The organism is Alteromonas sp. WD8-37 (assembly GCF_055326825.1).
The window spans coordinates 1-16,060 of the sequence record NZ_JBUZOV010000004.1 but is presented as its reverse complement, the minus strand read 5'-3'; the positions used below and the strand labels follow the sequence as shown (position 1 = coordinate 16,060).

The window sequence follows — 16,060 nt, the reverse complement described above, 5'->3', positions numbered from 1 at the left end:
GCGCGTGCTTTACACTTTCGCGCAGTCATTATTCTTGGATGAAGTTAGGATGAAAAAATTCTCTTTTGCCTCGTTGGCGGCAGCTTTGCTGCTGGCCGGCTGTCAGGCTACCCAGTCCGGTGCCGGAACGGCATCAGCAGCCGATGCGAACCCAGGCACCAATAATAGCCCAGCGCACAGCCCTAAAAATATTATTATGGTGGTCGCTGATGGCATGGGCCCGGCTTATACGACTGCCTACAGAAATTTTAAAGATGACCCGGCCACTCCGGCGATTGAACCCGTGGTGTTTGATGATCTATTGACCGGCAATGCCTCCACGCACCCGGCGCACGTTTCAGGCTATGTTACTGATTCGGCGGCAGCGGCTACTGCGCTGGCCAGTGGGGTGAAATCCTACAATGGTGCCATCGGAGTGGATGTGAACAAACGCCCGGTAGAGTCAGTGTTGCAGCTAGCTAAACGGCAGGGCCTGCGTACCGGTGTGGCGGTAACCTCACAAATCGTGCATGCCACGCCAGCCTCGTATATTGCGCATAATGAAAGCCGCCAAAACTACAATGCGCTGGCCGACAGTTTTTACGATAATCGCATTAATGGTAAGCCCATTGCCGATGTGATGCTGGGCGGTGGTACGCAGTATTTTGAACGCGAAGACCGTGACCTGGTGGCAGGCTTTATCGATGAAGATTATGCCTATGTGGATACCTACAATAAGCTGGCCACTGTGCCGGCCGGTTCCCAGGTGTTGGGCCTATTTGCGCCTGTCGGTCTGCCCGCCGCGCTGGATGATAGCCGTCCACATCGCCTGGCATATTTAACTGAACATGCCATCAAGCATCTGGAAAACCCGAACGGGTATTTTTTACTGGTGGAAGCCAGCCAGGTTGACTGGGCCGGACATGCTAATGATATTGGCTCAGCCATGGCCGAGATGGATGATCTGGCCGCGACAATGTCATACTTAAAAAACTATGTGGCTAAGCATCCGGATACCCTGGTAGTGCTGACTGCTGATCACAGCACGGGTGGTTTGAGCATTGGCGCAAAAGGCGAGTACCGCTGGTCACCTGAGTTTTTGCACAATATGAAGTCTTCGGTGGAAACCATCGCCAAAAACATGCCGCAGATGGACCAGCCGTTGGCTTATGTCAGCCAGCAACTGGGTTTTGCGTTTAGCGAGGATGACCAGGCCATGCTGCAAACGCTGGTTGATCAGGACAATGAGCGCGAGCGGGTTGCGGTGCTAAAACGCTTTTTAGACAGTAAAACCAATACCGGCTGGACCACGGGCGGCCACACCGGGGTCGATGTGGAAGTGTTTGCCTTTGGTGCCGGTAAAGAAGCGTTTATGGGCCAGATGGACAACACGGATATCGCCAAGCGCTTAAAAGCTATGGTGAAAAATCAAAAGGTGGCGACAGGCAACAATGCTGACAGCCTGCCGGCAGTAGATACTCACTGTGATTTCAGCCAACAGTCACATTGTGACTAAATAAGTGAGATATAAAAAAAGCCTGCTGATGCAGGCTTTTTTGTTATTGATGATTTAAAAAGTTGTCCAGGTCCTGGCCGGTGATTTTGCCTATCTGGCTAAACAAGTACCACAGGGCAGTGACAAGCAAAATCATGCTGGGGATAACAATGACCGGGTAGCTCAGGGCGGTCATTCGGCCCAGTTCTTCGGTGTAGGCGGTGGTGCCTGGTTCGCTGACCAGGATCACTTTGGCCAGAATATAGTTCAGTGCCGAGGACACAAAAAAGGAGGTGGCTACGATATAAGAGCTGTTCGCCACTTTGCGACGAAACTCCCGTTCTTTGCCCTGCTTTTCCAGTGCGTCATTCAACGCCGGCCAGTTGATGATCTGGTCATTTAAGATCAGCATTTTGACCAGCGGCTTTTTGGTGTACTGAGTAATCAGCACCGCCAGGCCAATCAGCGCCGGAATGGCAGCTTCTTTGATGGCGATATATTCGGCAGGCAACTTCAACAGGCTAATGCCGCCGGTTAAAAGCACACTGACAATCCCCAGAATCGAAAACCCGTTAACCTTACCAGACTGTTTTAGATCCCATAAGCCATAGCCGATGGGAAAGGCCAGCGCGGCCACAATACTCCAGGCCGGACCCAGGTATTCGTCTGAACTGGTATAGCTCATGATGACCACAGGGATCACAATGTTAAAGGCCAGGTTGCCAAAAAAGCCCTGGTTTTGTTGTTGCTTTTGATTTGTGGAAGTCATGACAAATTAATTCACTTTTCTTAACTGCATTATAAGAATTTACGGGTGGCTGCCAACGGGGTTATCGCACCATTAATGTAACATCGCGTGTCAACAGCAGCACATTAAATCGGCGTGCGCCGCGTACACCATGCGGATTATACTGTGCGGGTTGCACCCCAGCGCCAGGCGGCAGCCAGGCCGGTGAGAAAGCCAAACAGATGGTATTCGTAAGAGACAAAGTCCCGGCCGGGGAGTACGCCAACAATCAGCCCTCCATAAACAATAGCCACTAATACCGAAATGATCATGTAGGGAATTTTTTTGGTTTTAAACCCGGCAAGCAATAAAAAACCAAAGTAGCCGTATACCATGCCGCTGGCACCCAGATGCACCGCCGAGCGGCCAAATAGCCATACTGCCAGGCCGGCAATTAGCATCACTGCCACCGTGACCTGAAAAAAGGTTTTATTACCCCACTGCAACGTCAGCCAGACAAACAAGAGCAGAGGTAGCAGATTAGCAATCAGGTGGGCCGGGGTTTGGTGTACCCAGGGGGCGGTCAAAATATGCCATAACGAGGGTAAAAAGCGTGGCAGGATCCCTAAATCATTCAGGCTACGCAGGGTAATCAGGTTGATAATTTCTATAATGATTAATGCTGCTGCCACAATGGCAATCAGACGAAACTGATCTTTCAGTTTGGGCATCGGGCTCATGCAAACCAGCCTATATAATTATGTGGGGTACATATCGCGACAGATCCTGAGTTATCGAAGAGGTATCTTCGCGCACTGAGATTCCGGCAGGCAGGTTGTCCACCAACCAGCTGCCGATCAGCGTATAGTTACGGTCAAACTGCGGAAGTGGATGATACTGTTGAAGAATAAAGCCTTCTTCACCGTACGGCCCCGGCGATAGTTGTTGTTCCCGACCATTTTCCAACATGGAAATATTGGCCCCTTCGCGGGAAAACAGCGGTTTTTTGATCCACTTGCCAGCCAGGCCTGCCGGTGCACTATCAGCAAAATACGCTGGCAGCAGGTTGGGGTGGTCAGGAAACATCTCCCACAACAGCGGCATTAAAGCTTTATTCGACACGATGGCTTTCCAAGCCGGCTCCAGCCAACTGACCCCGGCCTGCATCAGGTGCTCGGCGTACGGATCGCGCAGCATAAATTCCCACGGATAGAGCTTAAAGCAATCTGTGATGGGGGCATCGTTAAGATCGGTAAAGACCCCGGTATCAGCCAGCCCGATATCTTCCATGTAGACAAAATCAGCCTGCAGACCGGCTTCACTGGCACAGTCCTGTAAGTACTGCACGGTGCCGCGATCTTCATCGGTATCCTGACAGCAGGCAAAATGCATCTGGGTGATGTGATTGCGCGTGGCAATGCTGGCAAAGCGATGCACCAGCTTTTCCTGCAGCGAGTTAAACTGGTCTGCATGCCGGGGCAGTACGCCGGCATCCACCTGTTGCTCCAGCCATAGCCATTGCCAGAAGCCAGATTCATACAAAGAGGTGGGGGTGTCGGCGTTATTTTCGAGTAACTTCGCCGGGTTGCGGCCATCATAGACCAGGTCCAGGCGCGAATAGAGCGACGGGTCGCCGGCTAAAAAGCTGTCGCGCACCAATTCATGGTACGCAGAGGGGATCTGAAAGCGGGTCAGTAAGGCTTCACTATGGACCACGCGCTCCACCACCGCCATGCACATCTGGTGCAATTCGGCGGTAGGATCTTCAAGATCCTGCTCGATTTGCGCTAATGAAAACTGGTAATAGGCTGTTTCGTCCCAGTACGGCTGGCCGTACATGGTATGAAAATGAAAGCCAAATTCCTGCGCCAGTTGTTGCCAGTGCGGGCGCGCAGCGATGGTCTGGCGAAACAACGGCTAGCCGCCCCAGCCACTGGAACGAGAACTGCTGCCCCAGCTGGATTTGGCCCGCACCGAACTGCCAAAACCGCCGCGACTCATGGTCCGGGTCACAGTAGGCTTAGGTTTGAAGGTTGATTGCTTAACCTTGTAGTTACGTTTGCGGATATCGCCATCAAAAATGTAGCCGTCAGCAGTCACCCAGCGTGAGCGAAATGGCGAATAAGGCGAATACGAGGTAAACACCGGTTGCGAATAGTAGGAACGTGGCGAAAGCAACTGGCTGACCATATAGCCGGCCATAAAGGGCATAAAAAAGCTGCCTGAGTCGTTGCTCACCTGGCGACACTGATTGGGCCCGAATTCATATTCGCAATCGTACTCCGAGGAAAACTTCGGGCTGGTGCGGGCGGCTTCGTCAATCGCCTGCTCGTAGGCAGCCTGGCATTGCTGTTTGGCGTCCGGGTTATCCTGAGTACAGTCATTCACCGAGGTATAAATCTGTGCTTGCTGGCGGTTATCCGAACAGGCACTGAGCAGCACACCGGCGACGCCCACAGCCAGCGGCTTGAGAGCAAACGACTTACGCATGCGGCTTAAGTTGATGTGACGGGTGCGTTTTAAGGCGGTCATAAAGCCTCCTGCTTAGTAGGTCATGCAGGCTGCATTAAGCAGGCCTACAGCCACGGACATGGCGGCCAGCATGGTCCCGGCCGAGACTTCGTTGTTGTTGATGCGTTCGGCGATACGCGGCATAAAGGTAAAGCGCAGCAGTGCGAAAGCCAGCGACTGGGCAATAATCGCCACCACACCCCAGATAGCAAAATCGATAATTCCCAGCGAGTTGGCGGCTGCGCCGGACAAGGCCAGCGCAAAGCCGACGATGGCGCCGCCAAAGCCCACCGCCGCTGCCACATTTTTGTCGTCTTTGACCAGCTTCCATTCATCATGCGGAGTGACCAGCGCATAGACAAATTTGAAGATAAACAAAAACACAATTGAGATAACAAAATACAGGGCAAAGTTGTCCAGCCCTGCCAGCGACGCCATTATCGAGTCCATGTAAAGTCCTTTAGCCGTTGATTTGAATGTCAGTAGGTAAAATGTCAAAGCCGGTACTGATGACCAGGCAGCGATCTTTGTTATTGCCAATGATTTTTTCTTCGCCCACCACTAATAACGATTCGTAGCGGTCGTTATCCAGCGGGCGCTCATACAGCATCATAAACTGATCGGTGGTGCTGGTGTCGCCGTCTTCTTCATAAGTGGTTTCGGTGACCGCCACCGGTGGTGAGTTTTCGCCCACAGCATCCCACACCCGGGTAAAGGTATGGCCGTCCAGTTCAAAGGTGGGCTGCGAGATGGTATCTTTAAGGCAGGCATTCCATTGGGCATCGCTGCCAATGGTTTTGGTTTCGTAAAAATGCCACAGTTTCACATCGGTAATGTGATTTTCGGTTAAGCCGCCATCCGTCACTACCTGCAAAAAGGCCTCATCGTCGGTGTAAAAGCGCAGCAGCGTACCGCCGGTATCCAGCGGCGCACTGCCGACGGCCTGGATTAGCTGAGAACCGGCGCACTCACTGATGGTGAGCTCAGGGGTAAGCATTTTAAGTTTCAGGGCATCCAGTTCAAACGAACCACCCAAATACAGGCCCATGATTTCAGGTGCTTTGGGGGTGTTATCAGATGATTTTTTTTGGCCAAACCATTTACTGAACATGTGCTGCTCCCAGTGATTGCCAGTCGATCTTTTTGATGCGAGCCCGGGCAATATAAAACACCGTATCGTTGGGCGATAACGCCGCATCAAAATCCGGATTCACCACCATCTTTTTGTATTCGCCGTTAGGGGCATAGCCAATAAAGATAGCATCGTACTGCTTTTTCATATTAATAAATAACTCACCAACCGTCAGACTCTCACATGCCGCGGGAAGGCGCGTCGAAAACTGAGCCTGACCTTCATCTACGCTGAGTAAATCATGATGCAGCATACTGGAACCGGGATCGAACACAGACTTAGCCAGCATTTCCACCGCCACGCTGGGGGTGCACTCCACATTCGGGCAGTGGGTTTGCAGCAAAGACACCAGCGAATCATCGGTAAAATAGGCCACCTGGTGGGCATCGGGGTTGCGCTTGCTGCAATACAACGCGGTGGTGAGAGTCACATCATCCTGCGGGTTATCAATTAAAATCACCCCGGCATCGGCGATACACGCCCGGTCCATGTCGGCGTCTTTGTTGAACGACTCGACGTGCACAAATTCCACCAGGCCGGGCAGGGGATTGGTGATGTCTGCTTTAACACATAACACGATGTCCGGCGGATCGGCCAGGTCGGCCCGTTCTTTGAGCAGTAAGTCCAGCAGTAAGAGGGTTTTTTGCTCATTCCAGCCAATCACCAGAATGTGATTTTTGACGTGCAGTGTTTTCATTCCTGTTAATCCTTTTTGCCACTGATTGCCCACCCAGGCTGCGACCCGGCCGATGACCATGGCGAAAATACTCAGGCCGGCGGGGATCACAAACAAGGCCACCACCAGCTTGCCAGCCGGGGTCACCGGAGATAAATCGCCATAGCCCACCGTGGAGGCGGTGACCGCCAGCCAGTAGATAAAGTCTACCTGGTTGGTCAGTGCTTCCTCGCCGGTAGCAAACAGCAGTGACCAGCTCATCATGGCATACACCAGTGTGAGCACCACAATGGTATACCAGCGCGACTCGCTGAAATATTTGGCCATCAGCTTGCGCAGCTGAATCAAGGTGTTCATTGGCAACCTAACATCCTGTTTGTATTCTTTTTGTGACCCAAGTATGCCTGTGGCAAGGGGCGTCAGGCAAGCCTCACACACATTGCCTTAAAAACAACAAAGGGGCCAGCTGGCCCCTTAGACGTTGTGATGATTAGTTACCCAGAATGCGGGCCAGTTCATCATCAGCGGAGGACTTGCCTCCTTTGATGCCGGCATCGGCCAGGCGTTTTTCCAGGTCGGTATTGCTGTCCTCACTGGCCAGCTCTTCTGCCGCCTGCAATTCTGCATTACGCATCTTTTGTTTATCCTGAATGCGGCTTAGCGACTCAGTGGCGGTTTTCATCTTGCTGTTGGCACCCATGTGGCGTGACGACACCGCAACCTGTGCTTTTTGCACACTTTCGGTGGCCTTTACCATATCCACTTGCTGCTCCAGGCGACGCAAGTTGGCTTTGGCTTTTTGAATATTGCCGGCCAGTTGTTTTTCGCTTTGCTCAAACTGGTCCAGATAGCTTTGCTCCTGGGCCCGTTCTTCTTTCAGCTCCGCCACTTTTTGCGCGCAGTCCAGCGCCAGTTGACGGTCATTGTCTACGGCTTTACGGGCATGGGCTTCATACTCGCTGATCGAGGCATTGAAGCTGTCAATCTTTTGCTTGGACAATTTGCATTTGGCCAGAATTTGCGTGCGGGCATGATCTGACTTACGCAGCTCTTCTTTGGCTTCACGAATTTCCTGTTCCAGAATGCGGATCGCCTGGCTATCGGCCACTGCTTCAGCTGCCTCGGTGGCACCGCCTTTTACCGCAGTAATCAATTTTTTCCAAACAGACATACAATTCTCCTGTTATGCACCAGTTATTTAAGATGTGTTTCATAGGCATCTAAAAATGACGCCACATTCTGAAACAGCGTTTCCACTTCAATCACGACACTGACGGCTTTTGACTGGGCGCTCAGCGCACCAAAGGCGGTGTAGTATTCCTGGCCGTTGATGGTTGAGATCCCCACTGTGGTCAGCGGAAACACCATGTGCGTCGACAAAATTTCATGATCCAGGGCCGCTTTGTTGGCCACCTGGTCGGCACTGAATAACAGGCTTTCGACCAGAATTTGCTCTCCGCTTATGGCCAGCCAGGCATCAATGCCATCTGGGTTGGCGATCAGCAAACAGCCTTCCTCCCGGGTTACCACAAAATCATCGTATTGGGTTAAAAGGGATTCAAGTTGTTCCAGATCCCAGCTCATAGTCGTTCTCCTTTCACAAAAATACTGGTGGGGTAGACAGTTACTTTACCCAACAACCTATACCCCGCCAACCATCGCATGCTCAGTGTAGACAGCACAGCCGTGATGGTCAATAATATATACGGCATAAATGTGTAAATAAATATTTATTTGTAAAATATCATTCACAAATGGTGATTATGTGAAAACGCAGCAGCAATGGCGCCAGGTGGTGCAACGGATTGTAAAGTCAGAAATGTCGGTTCGTGGGGTTAAATACCAGGGCTTGAGTGAGCGACTGGCAGAGATCGGCATTGCGCAAAGCGCGGATAACCTGCGCAATAAAATCAATAAAGGTATTATGGGGGCCGATTTGCTGTTGCAAATCCTGCTGGTGTTACGGGCCAGGCCAATTGATACCGCTGATTTAGCCGAAATCCTGACTGATCTTGACGGCAAAGACAGGTAAACTAGGTGCAATAAAAAACCCGGCTACATGAGCCGGGCATAGAGTAATAGGATAAGCATGGGAGAACGTCATCTCTATCAGGTGCTATCTTAACCGATTAAGTTTGCTTGTGTGTTTTTTGTGCGTATTGATTGCGAGTCCACCGTATGCCGGTGAATACGCAGCCGCAGGAGGGCCACAAGCCTGAAAAGCCAATGCAGTGGGTGTGATGAAACTAAGCGACTTTAACTTTTCCCTACCTGAAGAACTGATTGCCAAATACCCGACCGAACAACGCAGCGCCAGCCGGCTGATGCACCTCAATGGCCAAAGCGGGGCGGTCAATCACCGCATGTTTGCCGAGATGCCGGCGCTGGTGGAAGAAGGCGATTTGCTGGTATTTAACAATACCCGCGTCATTCCGGCGCGCCTTAAAGGGCGTAAGCCTACCGGTGGCCAGGTAGAGGTATTGGTAGAGCGCATTTTACCTGATGACACTGTGCTGGCCCATGTACGCGCCAGCAAAGCACCCAAAGCCGGCACCCAGCTGATTCTGGAGGAGGCTGTACAGGCCACGGTTATCGGTCGTCAGGATGCCTTGTTTCATTTGCAATTTGAGCATGACGAGTCTGTGTTAAGCCTGCTTGAAGCCCATGGCCATATGCCATTGCCGCCGTATATCGATCGCCCAGATGAGTCCAGCGATAAAGAGCGCTACCAAACGGTCTACAACCAAAAGCCAGGCGCGGTAGCTGCCCCTACTGCCGGCTTGCATTTTGATGATGATATTTTGGCCGCCCTGGCTGCCAAAGGTGTGCAAACCGCGTTTGTGACGTTGCATGTGGGCGCGGGCACTTTCCAGCCGGTGCGCGTCGACAACATCCTTGAGCACAAGATGCATGCTGAGTATGCCGAAGTCAGCGACGATGTGGTGGAGGCGGTCAAGCGCACCCGCGCCGCTGGCAAACGGGTGATTGCAGTGGGCACCACCTCGGTACGCTCGTTAGAGTCTGCCGCGCGGGCTGCGCAGAATGATGTGATTGCGCCATTTTTTGCCGACACTGACATTTTTATCTACCCGGGCTTTGAGTTTAAAGTGGTGGATGCCATGTTCACCAACTTCCATTTGCCTGAGTCTACGCTAATGATGCTGATCAGTGCTTTTGCCGGCCGCGACAATGTGATGGCGGCCTATCAGCTGGCCATCGACGAGCGCTATCGCTTCTTTAGCTATGGCGACAGCATGTTTATCGAAAAAGCGTAAGCATAGCCGGCGAGAGGCCCTGTGCGCTGGCGACTAAGAATTTTGCCGCCGCAGGGCATGATCTGCAGCACAGAACTGCTATAATCGCCGCCAATTTATTTTTGACTGTGGCGCAGCTGCGCCTGTTACTGGGACACCCACATCCATGCAATTTGAGTTGTTAAAAACCCAAGGAAAAGCGCGCCGCGGCCGCTTGAAATTCGAACGCGGTGAAGTGGAAACCCCGGCCTTTATGCCGGTGGGCACCTACGGCACGGTAAAGGGCATGACCCCTGAAGAGCTTGAGGAAAGCGGCGCACACATCTGTCTGGGCAATACCTTTCACCTGATGCTGCGTCCGGGCACAAGCATTATTCGCCAGCACGGCGACCTGCATGATTTTATGCACTGGGACAAGCCGATCCTGACCGATTCCGGCGGTTTTCAGGTGTTCAGCCTGGGCGATTTACGCAAGATCACTGAAGAAGGAGTGACCTTCCGTTCGCCCATTAATGGCGAAAAAATTCTGCTAACCCCGGAAAAATCGATGGAAGTACAGCGCGACCTGGGCTCTGACATCGTGATGATTTTTGACGAATGTACCCCTTTCCCGGCTACCGAGCAGGAAGCCCGGGTGTCTATGGAAATGTCACTGCGCTGGGCTAAGCGCTCAAAAGAAGCGCATGGCGACAACCCGGCGGCGTTATTCGGTATCATTCAGGGCGGCATGTACGAAAATCTGCGTGATGTATCGCTAGCCGGCTTGGAAGAGATTGATTTTGATGGTTACGCTATTGGCGGTTTGTCCGTTGGCGAGCCCAAAGAAGACATGATCCGCATCATCGATCATACTGCTCACCAAATTCCGGAGCATAAGCCACGTTACCTGATGGGCGTGGGCAAACCGGAAGATATTGTCGAAGCAGTACGTCGCGGTGTAGACATGTTTGACTGTGTGATGCCGACCCGCAATGCCCGTAACGGCCACCTGTTTGTGACCGAAGGGGTAATTAAGATCCGCAATGCCAAGCACCGTAATGATACCTCGGCGCTGGATGAAAATTGTGACTGTTACACTTGTAAAAATTATTCGCGGTCCTATCTCCATCACTTGGACAAGTGCAATGAGATACTGGGCGCACGGTTAAACACCATTCATAACCTGCGCTACTACCAGCGTGTGATGCAAGGTTTGCGTGATGCCCTGGATGCCGATGATCTGGATGGCTTTGTCAGCGAATTTTATGCTCAAAAAGGGCTGCCGGTTCCGGCACTATAACAACAACTAAGATAGAGGAAGACTATGAGTTTATTCATTTCCAACGCGTATGCTCAGGAAGCGGGCGCAGGGCAGCAAGGCGGCGGCTTTGAAATGCTGATCATGCTGGGTGTATTCGGCCTGATTTTTTACTTTTTGCTGTACCGCCCACAAGCTAAGCGTGTGAAAGAGCATAAAGCACTGGTTTCGTCGCTGGGTAAAGGCGATGAAGTACTGACTCAGGGTGGCCTGGTAGGGCGTATCACTAAAGTGTCAGAAGAAAAAGACTTTATCGAAATTGCGCTTAACGACACCAATAACATTGTTGTGCAAAAATCATCGGTCACCGCGGTGCTGCCTAAAGGCACCATGAAAGCCATCTAAAAAAAGTTCTACGCCGGAGCCGGACCTCCTGTTCCGGCTGCCGGCAAAAAGGAATTTGTCTGTGTTAAACAAGAATTCTGTCTGGAAGGTACTGGCGGCAGTCCTGTTTGTCGGCTTGTGCGCCTTGTACGCGCTTCCCAACCTTTACGGCGAAGACAATGCCGTACAAATCTCTGCAGGCCGTAATGCCACCGTCACCGAAGCGATGGTGAGTCAAGTCGAGCAGTCGTTGAGCAGTGCCAACATTGACCCCAAACGGGTTGAATTTGCCAACGATCAGATTCTGGTTCGGCTAACTGGCTCCGAAGAACAGCTAAAAGCCCGCGAAACCCTGGAAAAAGCCCTGGGCGACGACTATGTGGTGGCCATGAACCTGGCTGCCGATACGCCACAGTGGCTGGAAGAGCTGGGCGCTTCACCGATGAAGCTGGGCCTGGACTTACGTGGTGGAGTGCACTTCTTAATGGAAGTGGATATGAGCGAAGCCATCAGCAAATCCATGGAAGATGCCGAAGGTAGTTTCCGGACCTCTCTGCGTGAAGAAAAACTGCGTTATCGCACTGTCACCCAGCGTGATGATTATATCGATATCACGTTCCGCGACCAGGAAACCCTGGACAGCGCGCAATTCTTTTTACGCAACCGCAACCCGGATCTGCTGTTCACCGAACAGGATAACCTGGTGCTGCGAGCCAGTTTTTCAGAAGATAAGCTACGTGAGATTCGCGATTATGCGGTAAAACAAAACATCACTATTTTGCGCAACCGGGTAAACCAACTGGGTGTGGCTGAGCCACTGATCCAAAAGCAGGGCGCCGACCGCATTGTGGTGCAGCTGCCAGGCGTACAGGATACTGCCCGCGCTAAAGAAATTTTGAATGCCACGGCCACCCTGGAGTTCCGCCTACTGGACCAGGACAATGATGTGCGTGACGCTGTTGAAGGGCGGGTACCGCCGGGTTCACAGCTGATTATGGACAAAAATGGCCGTCCACAGTTGTTGGAAAAGCGGGTGATGCTGACCGGTAACCATATTATCGATGCCAATAACAGTGTGGATGAATACGGTATTCCCCAGGTGAATATTTCACTGGATTCCGAGGGCGGCAACAAGATGTCTCGCGGTACCCGTGGCAACATCGGCAACCCGATGGCGACGGTGTTCATCGAATATAAAGCGACTGGCGAAAAAAATGACAAAGGCAAGCTGATTTTCGAAAAACACGAAGAAGTGATTTCGGTGGCCACCATTCAGGCACAGCTGGGTAGCTCATTCCGAATCACCGGCCTGGACTCACCTAAAGAAGCCCGTGATTTGGCCTTGCTGCTTCGTGCCGGTGCGCTGATTGCACCGATTCAGATTGTGGAAGAGCGAACTGTTGGACCAAGTCTGGGCCAGGAAAATATCGACCTGGGTATGCAGGCCATTGTTTACGGCCTGATTGCTATCCTGATTTTCATGCTGATTTACTACAAAGCCTTTGGCCTGGTGGCCAATGTGGCGCTGGTGTCTAACCTGGTGATGATTGTGGGTATCATGTCGATGATCCCAGGCGCTACCCTGACCCTGCCGGGCATGGCCGGGATTGTCTTGACCGTAGGTATGGCGGTGGATGCTAATGTCCTCATTTTTGAGCGGATCCGTGAAGAGCTGCGCGACGGGCAGAGCCCGCAGCAGGCGATTCACCGTGGCTATGACAGTGCCTTTTCCACCATTATGGATGCCAACATCACCACCTTTATTGCAGCGTTGATTTTGTTCGCCGTTGGAACCGGCCCGATCAAAGGCTTCTCCATTACGCTGATGATTGGTATCGCCACCTCAATGTTTACCGCAATCCTGCTGACCCGCATCATCGTAAATGCGATTTGGGGCGGGCGCCGCGTCAACAAGCTGGCTATTTAAGGAGTTATTATGCGAATTATAAAGGTAGCCGATACCATCAACTTCATGCGCATGCGTGTAGTCATGATGGTGATCTCTGGCTTGTTGCTGGTGGGCTCTGTGGCATCACTGGCGGTTAACAGCCTGAACTGGGGGCTGGATTTTACCGGTGGTACGCTCATCGAAGTGGGCTATGAAGAACCGGCAAATCTGCCGCAAATTCGTGAGCAGCTAAATGCTGCGGATTTTGCCGACGCAGTGGTACAAAACTTTGGCTCCAGCGATGCAGTACTGATCCGTATCGCCCCGCGTGAAGGGGTAAAGTCGGCCCAAATTGGTAACCAGGTATTAGATGCCTTGCGCGCCGATGGCCAGCCGGTGGAAATGCGCCGCATCGAGTTTGTCGGCCCCAACGTGGGTGACGAGCTGACCGAACAGGGTGGTTTGGCCATGCTGGTGGCCTTGCTGTGTATCCTGATGTATGTGGCGATGCGGTTTGAGTGGCGCTTTGCATTGGGTTCTGTTTCTGCGCTGGCTCACGATGTAATTCTGACTTTGGGCCTGTTTTCGGTGCTGCAAATCGAATTTGATTTGACCGTACTGGCAGCCGTGCTGGCGGTGATTGGTTATTCGCTTAACGATACCATCGTTGTGTGCGACCGGATCCGGGAAAACTTCCGCAAAATCCGTAAGGGTGAGGCCGAGGAAATTGTGAATATTTCACTGACCCAGACGCTGAACCGGACCATTATCACCTCGTTGACCACGGTACTGGTGTTGCTGGCGCTGTTCTTCAAAGGCGGTGCCCTGATTCACGGCTTTGCCACTGCCTTGTTGTTTGGTGTGGTGGTAGGAACCTACTCATCTATCTACGTGGCCAGCTCAGTGGCGCTATTGCTGGGTATCAGCAAAGAAGATCTAATGCCACCGCAGGTAGAAAAAGAAGGTGCGGACATGGACCCCATGCCGTAACCGCGATGTTTGTATGAATTTCGACAAAGCCGTCCTTTAGGGCGGCTTTTTATTGTGTGCTCGCCTGTGGTAAGGTGATTTAAAGGATGTAATTTAACAAGGATTTGTCATGCTGTTTTCGTCATGTTTTTCCACATTTAAACGCTGCGTCGGTGCAGCATCTCTTGGCTGTATGGCGCTCGTTTCCAGTGCTGCGCAAGCCGGCGGGGTCACTCCGTGGCTGGATTTTTCTCTTCACAACGGCCATATATCGATTCCCATTGCGGTCAGCGGGGTGCCCAGCCACGCTATTTTGGACAGTGGGGCGCAGATAAACGGGATCAACGAAGCTTTTTTGCAAGAGCATAGTCTTGATTACCCGCGGCTAGGCAAGGTACGCATTGAAGGCGTCTTCAAAAAGCAGGAGCGCGATACCCTGTCGAATATCCCGGTGACCATGTTTGGTAACGAAACCGATTTTGACGATGTGGTGGAAGTATCGCTGGGCCATCACTCGGTGGGCATGCTGCTGGGAGCGCCACTAATTTATGGCCGTATTTTGCAGATAGACTACCCGAGCAAACGCCTGCGTGTGGTCACCCGGGACGCCATGGAGTTGCGTGATTTCACCAACATTGCAATGTTCAGTAAGCGAAATTCCGGTATGCCGTTAGTGGAGGTGTCGTTAAATGGTCACGATGTCTGGCTCATGCTGGATACCGGCAGCTCTGGGGGAATCATGATTGAACGTTCACTGGCTGCCGAACTGGATTTGTTAAAGGATGATAACGCCATTGAGGAAGTCAGTGGGGTAAACTCCAAAGCCACCGTGGAATCTACTCGGGCTTCGGAAGTTGGTTTTGGCCCTTACACACTGGAAAACGTGCTGGTAACTTTCAGCACTGAAGACTTCAACACCAGTTTTAATAGTAAGGTACATACCACCGGGTCTAGAATCAGGAGCCGACGGGTGGCCGGACTGATTGGCTATGATGTGCTCAAACATTTTATACTGACCATGGACTACGGCCGCGGGCGGATGCATGTGGGATTGCCCAAAGAAGGTGAGTAACGCCGCTGCTTATCGCAAATACGCGCTGGTACTTAAGTATGGGTAATTCAGGTTGCTGAGCAATTTACGTGGTTTTGTTGTTGCCCGGCAATCTACCCGAATTCGACGCACGTAGGTGAGAGCGACATTTTAAATCACCTTTTCGGAGCCACCCATGTTATGCAATCCATTATCGACACACACTGTCACCCTGCGCGCCCACGATAAAGAGCTCGGCCAGTTCCGCGCCACCTTGCAACCCAAACGGGCCGCCATTTGGGCTTCACCCGATGTGCTCGCCAGCCACCAGTCTTTTTCTGTTTTACTAGGTAACCGGGAGCTGTCTAAAGTAAATATTGACCAGTGCAAATGCAGCCGCGCATTTTACCTAAGCCCGGATTGTATCGAGATACCACTGACGCAGGCCTCAAATTAATAGTCATCCCGCCGGACGCCGGCCAAAAAAACCGTCATCCCGATGAAAGTCGGGAACTCCCGGCCACTCCGCGGAGTATCCAACATTACTCGTAGTGCATGGAGATCGCGGCCTGCGCCGCGATGACTGTAGGGGTAAGTCATCCCGCCGGACGCCGGCCATAAAAACCCGTCATCCCGACGAAAGTCGGGATCTCCCAGCCACTCCGTGGTGTTGCCAACATTACTCATAATGCATAGAGATCGCGGCCTGCGCCGCGATGACTTTTCCAGCGGTCATCCCGACGAAAGTCGGGATCTCCCGGCCACTCCGCGGTGTATC

Annotated in this window: 18 protein-coding genes; 9 read left to right on the top strand and 9 right to left on the bottom strand. The window is 52.2% G+C overall.

Annotated elements, in window-relative coordinates:
- Positions 1-49: 49 nt before the first annotated feature.
- On the top strand, positions 50-1,495 hold the full coding sequence (locus ACTUJZ_RS10830) for an alkaline phosphatase (protein WP_463636331.1): 1,446 nt from the start codon (positions 50-52) through the stop codon (positions 1,493-1,495).
- 43 nt (positions 1,496-1,538) lie between these two features.
- On the opposite strand, the gene ACTUJZ_RS10825 is transcribed toward ACTUJZ_RS10830, so the two are convergent.
- The 9 genes from ACTUJZ_RS10825 to ACTUJZ_RS10785 all read right to left on the bottom strand — a co-directional run bounded on the left by ACTUJZ_RS10825 (position 1,539) and on the right by ACTUJZ_RS10785 (position 8,104).
- Positions 1,539-2,243 carry a VC0807 family protein gene (locus tag ACTUJZ_RS10825; RefSeq protein WP_463636330.1) on the bottom strand — a complete coding sequence of 235 codons (705 nt, stop codon included), beginning with the start codon at positions 2,241-2,243 and terminating at the stop codon, positions 1,539-1,541.
- Positions 2,244-2,380: 137 nt separating this feature from the next.
- Positions 2,381-2,932 (bottom strand): rhomboid family intramembrane serine protease, encoded by a 552-nt coding sequence (locus tag ACTUJZ_RS10820; protein ID WP_463636329.1) that lies wholly within the window; start codon positions 2,930-2,932, stop codon positions 2,381-2,383.
- Positions 2,933-2,951: 19 nt separating this feature from the next.
- Positions 2,952-4,115 carry a glutathionylspermidine synthase family protein gene (locus ACTUJZ_RS10815; RefSeq protein WP_463636328.1) on the bottom strand — a complete coding sequence of 388 codons (1,164 nt, stop codon included), beginning with the start codon at positions 4,113-4,115 and terminating at the stop codon, positions 2,952-2,954.
- A 3-nt stretch (positions 4,116-4,118) separates the two neighbouring features.
- Positions 4,119-4,733 carry a DUF1190 family protein gene (locus ACTUJZ_RS10810; RefSeq protein WP_463636327.1) on the bottom strand — a complete coding sequence of 205 codons (615 nt, stop codon included), beginning with the start codon at positions 4,731-4,733 and terminating at the stop codon, positions 4,119-4,121.
- 12 nt (positions 4,734-4,745) lie between these two features.
- The gene (locus ACTUJZ_RS10805; protein ID WP_463636326.1) at positions 4,746-5,162 is read right to left on the bottom strand and encodes a DUF350 domain-containing protein; all 417 of its coding nucleotides are present in this window, start codon (positions 5,160-5,162) and stop codon (positions 4,746-4,748) included.
- A gap of 10 nt (positions 5,163-5,172) precedes the next feature.
- Entirely contained in the window at positions 5,173-5,823 is a 651-nt protein-coding gene (locus ACTUJZ_RS10800) for a YjfK family protein (RefSeq protein WP_463636325.1), read from the bottom strand.
- Positions 5,813-6,877, bottom strand: coding sequence for a potassium channel family protein (locus ACTUJZ_RS10795; protein WP_463636324.1), 1,065 nt, complete (start codon positions 6,875-6,877; stop codon positions 5,813-5,815). The genes ACTUJZ_RS10800 and ACTUJZ_RS10795 overlap by 11 nt, the downstream gene beginning before the upstream one ends.
- A gap of 133 nt (positions 6,878-7,010) precedes the next feature.
- Positions 7,011-7,691 (bottom strand): PspA/IM30 family protein, encoded by a 681-nt coding sequence (locus ACTUJZ_RS10790; protein ID WP_463636323.1) that lies wholly within the window; start codon positions 7,689-7,691, stop codon positions 7,011-7,013.
- Positions 7,692-7,714: 23 nt separating this feature from the next.
- A complete protein-coding gene (locus ACTUJZ_RS10785) occupies positions 7,715-8,104 on the bottom strand; it encodes a DUF2170 family protein (RefSeq protein WP_463636322.1) in 390 nt (129 codons plus the stop codon).
- Between the two features lie 181 nt (positions 8,105-8,285).
- Here ACTUJZ_RS10785 and ACTUJZ_RS10780 point away from each other — a divergent pair, with 181 nt between their 5' ends.
- The 8 genes from ACTUJZ_RS10780 (at position 8,286) to ACTUJZ_RS10745 (ending at position 15,739) form a co-directional block, all read left to right on the top strand.
- Positions 8,286-8,552: a DUF6471 domain-containing protein gene (locus ACTUJZ_RS10780; RefSeq protein ID WP_463636321.1), complete on the top strand. Its 267-nt coding sequence runs from the start codon at positions 8,286-8,288 to the stop codon at positions 8,550-8,552.
- Positions 8,553-8,760: 208 nt separating this feature from the next.
- On the top strand, positions 8,761-9,795 hold the full coding sequence (gene queA, locus ACTUJZ_RS10775; protein WP_463636570.1) for a tRNA preQ1(34) S-adenosylmethionine ribosyltransferase-isomerase QueA: 1,035 nt from the start codon (positions 8,761-8,763) through the stop codon (positions 9,793-9,795).
- A 145-nt stretch (positions 9,796-9,940) separates the two neighbouring features.
- Positions 9,941-11,053 carry a tRNA guanosine(34) transglycosylase Tgt gene (tgt, locus tag ACTUJZ_RS10770; protein ID WP_463636320.1) on the top strand — a complete coding sequence of 371 codons (1,113 nt, stop codon included), beginning with the start codon at positions 9,941-9,943 and terminating at the stop codon, positions 11,051-11,053.
- Between the two features lie 24 nt (positions 11,054-11,077).
- Positions 11,078-11,416 (top strand): preprotein translocase subunit YajC, encoded by a 339-nt coding sequence (gene yajC / locus ACTUJZ_RS10765; RefSeq protein ID WP_463636319.1) that lies wholly within the window; start codon positions 11,078-11,080, stop codon positions 11,414-11,416.
- 61 nt (positions 11,417-11,477) lie between these two features.
- Entirely contained in the window at positions 11,478-13,322 is a 1,845-nt protein-coding gene (secD, locus tag ACTUJZ_RS10760) for a protein translocase subunit SecD (RefSeq protein ID WP_463636318.1), read from the top strand.
- A gap of 9 nt (positions 13,323-13,331) precedes the next feature.
- Positions 13,332-14,273, top strand: a complete 942-nt coding sequence (secF, locus tag ACTUJZ_RS10755) for a protein translocase subunit SecF (RefSeq protein ID WP_463636317.1) — start codon at positions 13,332-13,334, stop codon at positions 14,271-14,273.
- Between the two features lie 172 nt (positions 14,274-14,445).
- Positions 14,446-15,324, top strand: coding sequence for an aspartyl protease family protein (locus ACTUJZ_RS10750; RefSeq protein WP_463636316.1), 879 nt, complete (start codon positions 14,446-14,448; stop codon positions 15,322-15,324).
- Between the two features lie 154 nt (positions 15,325-15,478).
- Complete coding sequence (locus tag ACTUJZ_RS10745) at positions 15,479-15,739, top strand: hypothetical protein (protein WP_463636315.1); 261 nt, start codon at positions 15,479-15,481, stop codon at positions 15,737-15,739.
- Positions 15,740-16,060: the final 321 nt, after the last annotated feature.

Coding starts and splice junctions, on each gene's coding strand:
- ACTUJZ_RS10830 (WP_463636331.1), top strand. CDS start 50: ATGAAAAAATTCTCTTTTGCCTCGTTGGCGGCAGCTTTGCTGCTGGCC.
- ACTUJZ_RS10825 (WP_463636330.1), bottom strand. CDS start 2,243: ATGACTTCCACAAATCAAAAGCAACAACAAAACCAGGGCTTTTTTGGC.
- ACTUJZ_RS10820 (WP_463636329.1), bottom strand. CDS start 2,932: ATGCCCAAACTGAAAGATCAGTTTCGTCTGATTGCCATTGTGGCAGCA.
- ACTUJZ_RS10810 (WP_463636327.1), bottom strand. CDS start 4,733: ATGACCGCCTTAAAACGCACCCGTCACATCAACTTAAGCCGCATGCGT.
- ACTUJZ_RS10805 (WP_463636326.1), bottom strand. CDS start 5,162: ATGGACTCGATAATGGCGTCGCTGGCAGGGCTGGACAACTTTGCCCTG.
- ACTUJZ_RS10800 (WP_463636325.1), bottom strand. CDS start 5,823: ATGTTCAGTAAATGGTTTGGCCAAAAAAAATCATCTGATAACACCCCC.
- ACTUJZ_RS10795 (WP_463636324.1), bottom strand. CDS start 6,877: ATGAACACCTTGATTCAGCTGCGCAAGCTGATGGCCAAATATTTCAGC.
- ACTUJZ_RS10790 (WP_463636323.1), bottom strand. CDS start 7,691: ATGTCTGTTTGGAAAAAATTGATTACTGCGGTAAAAGGCGGTGCCACC.
- ACTUJZ_RS10785 (WP_463636322.1), bottom strand. CDS start 8,104: ATGAGCTGGGATCTGGAACAACTTGAATCCCTTTTAACCCAATACGAT.
- queA (WP_463636570.1), top strand. CDS start 8,761: ATGAAACTAAGCGACTTTAACTTTTCCCTACCTGAAGAACTGATTGCC.
- tgt (WP_463636320.1), top strand. CDS start 9,941: ATGCAATTTGAGTTGTTAAAAACCCAAGGAAAAGCGCGCCGCGGCCGC.
- yajC (WP_463636319.1), top strand. CDS start 11,078: ATGAGTTTATTCATTTCCAACGCGTATGCTCAGGAAGCGGGCGCAGGG.
- secF (WP_463636317.1), top strand. CDS start 13,332: ATGCGAATTATAAAGGTAGCCGATACCATCAACTTCATGCGCATGCGT.
- ACTUJZ_RS10750 (WP_463636316.1), top strand. CDS start 14,446: ATGGCGCTCGTTTCCAGTGCTGCGCAAGCCGGCGGGGTCACTCCGTGG.
- ACTUJZ_RS10745 (WP_463636315.1), top strand. CDS start 15,479: ATGTTATGCAATCCATTATCGACACACACTGTCACCCTGCGCGCCCAC.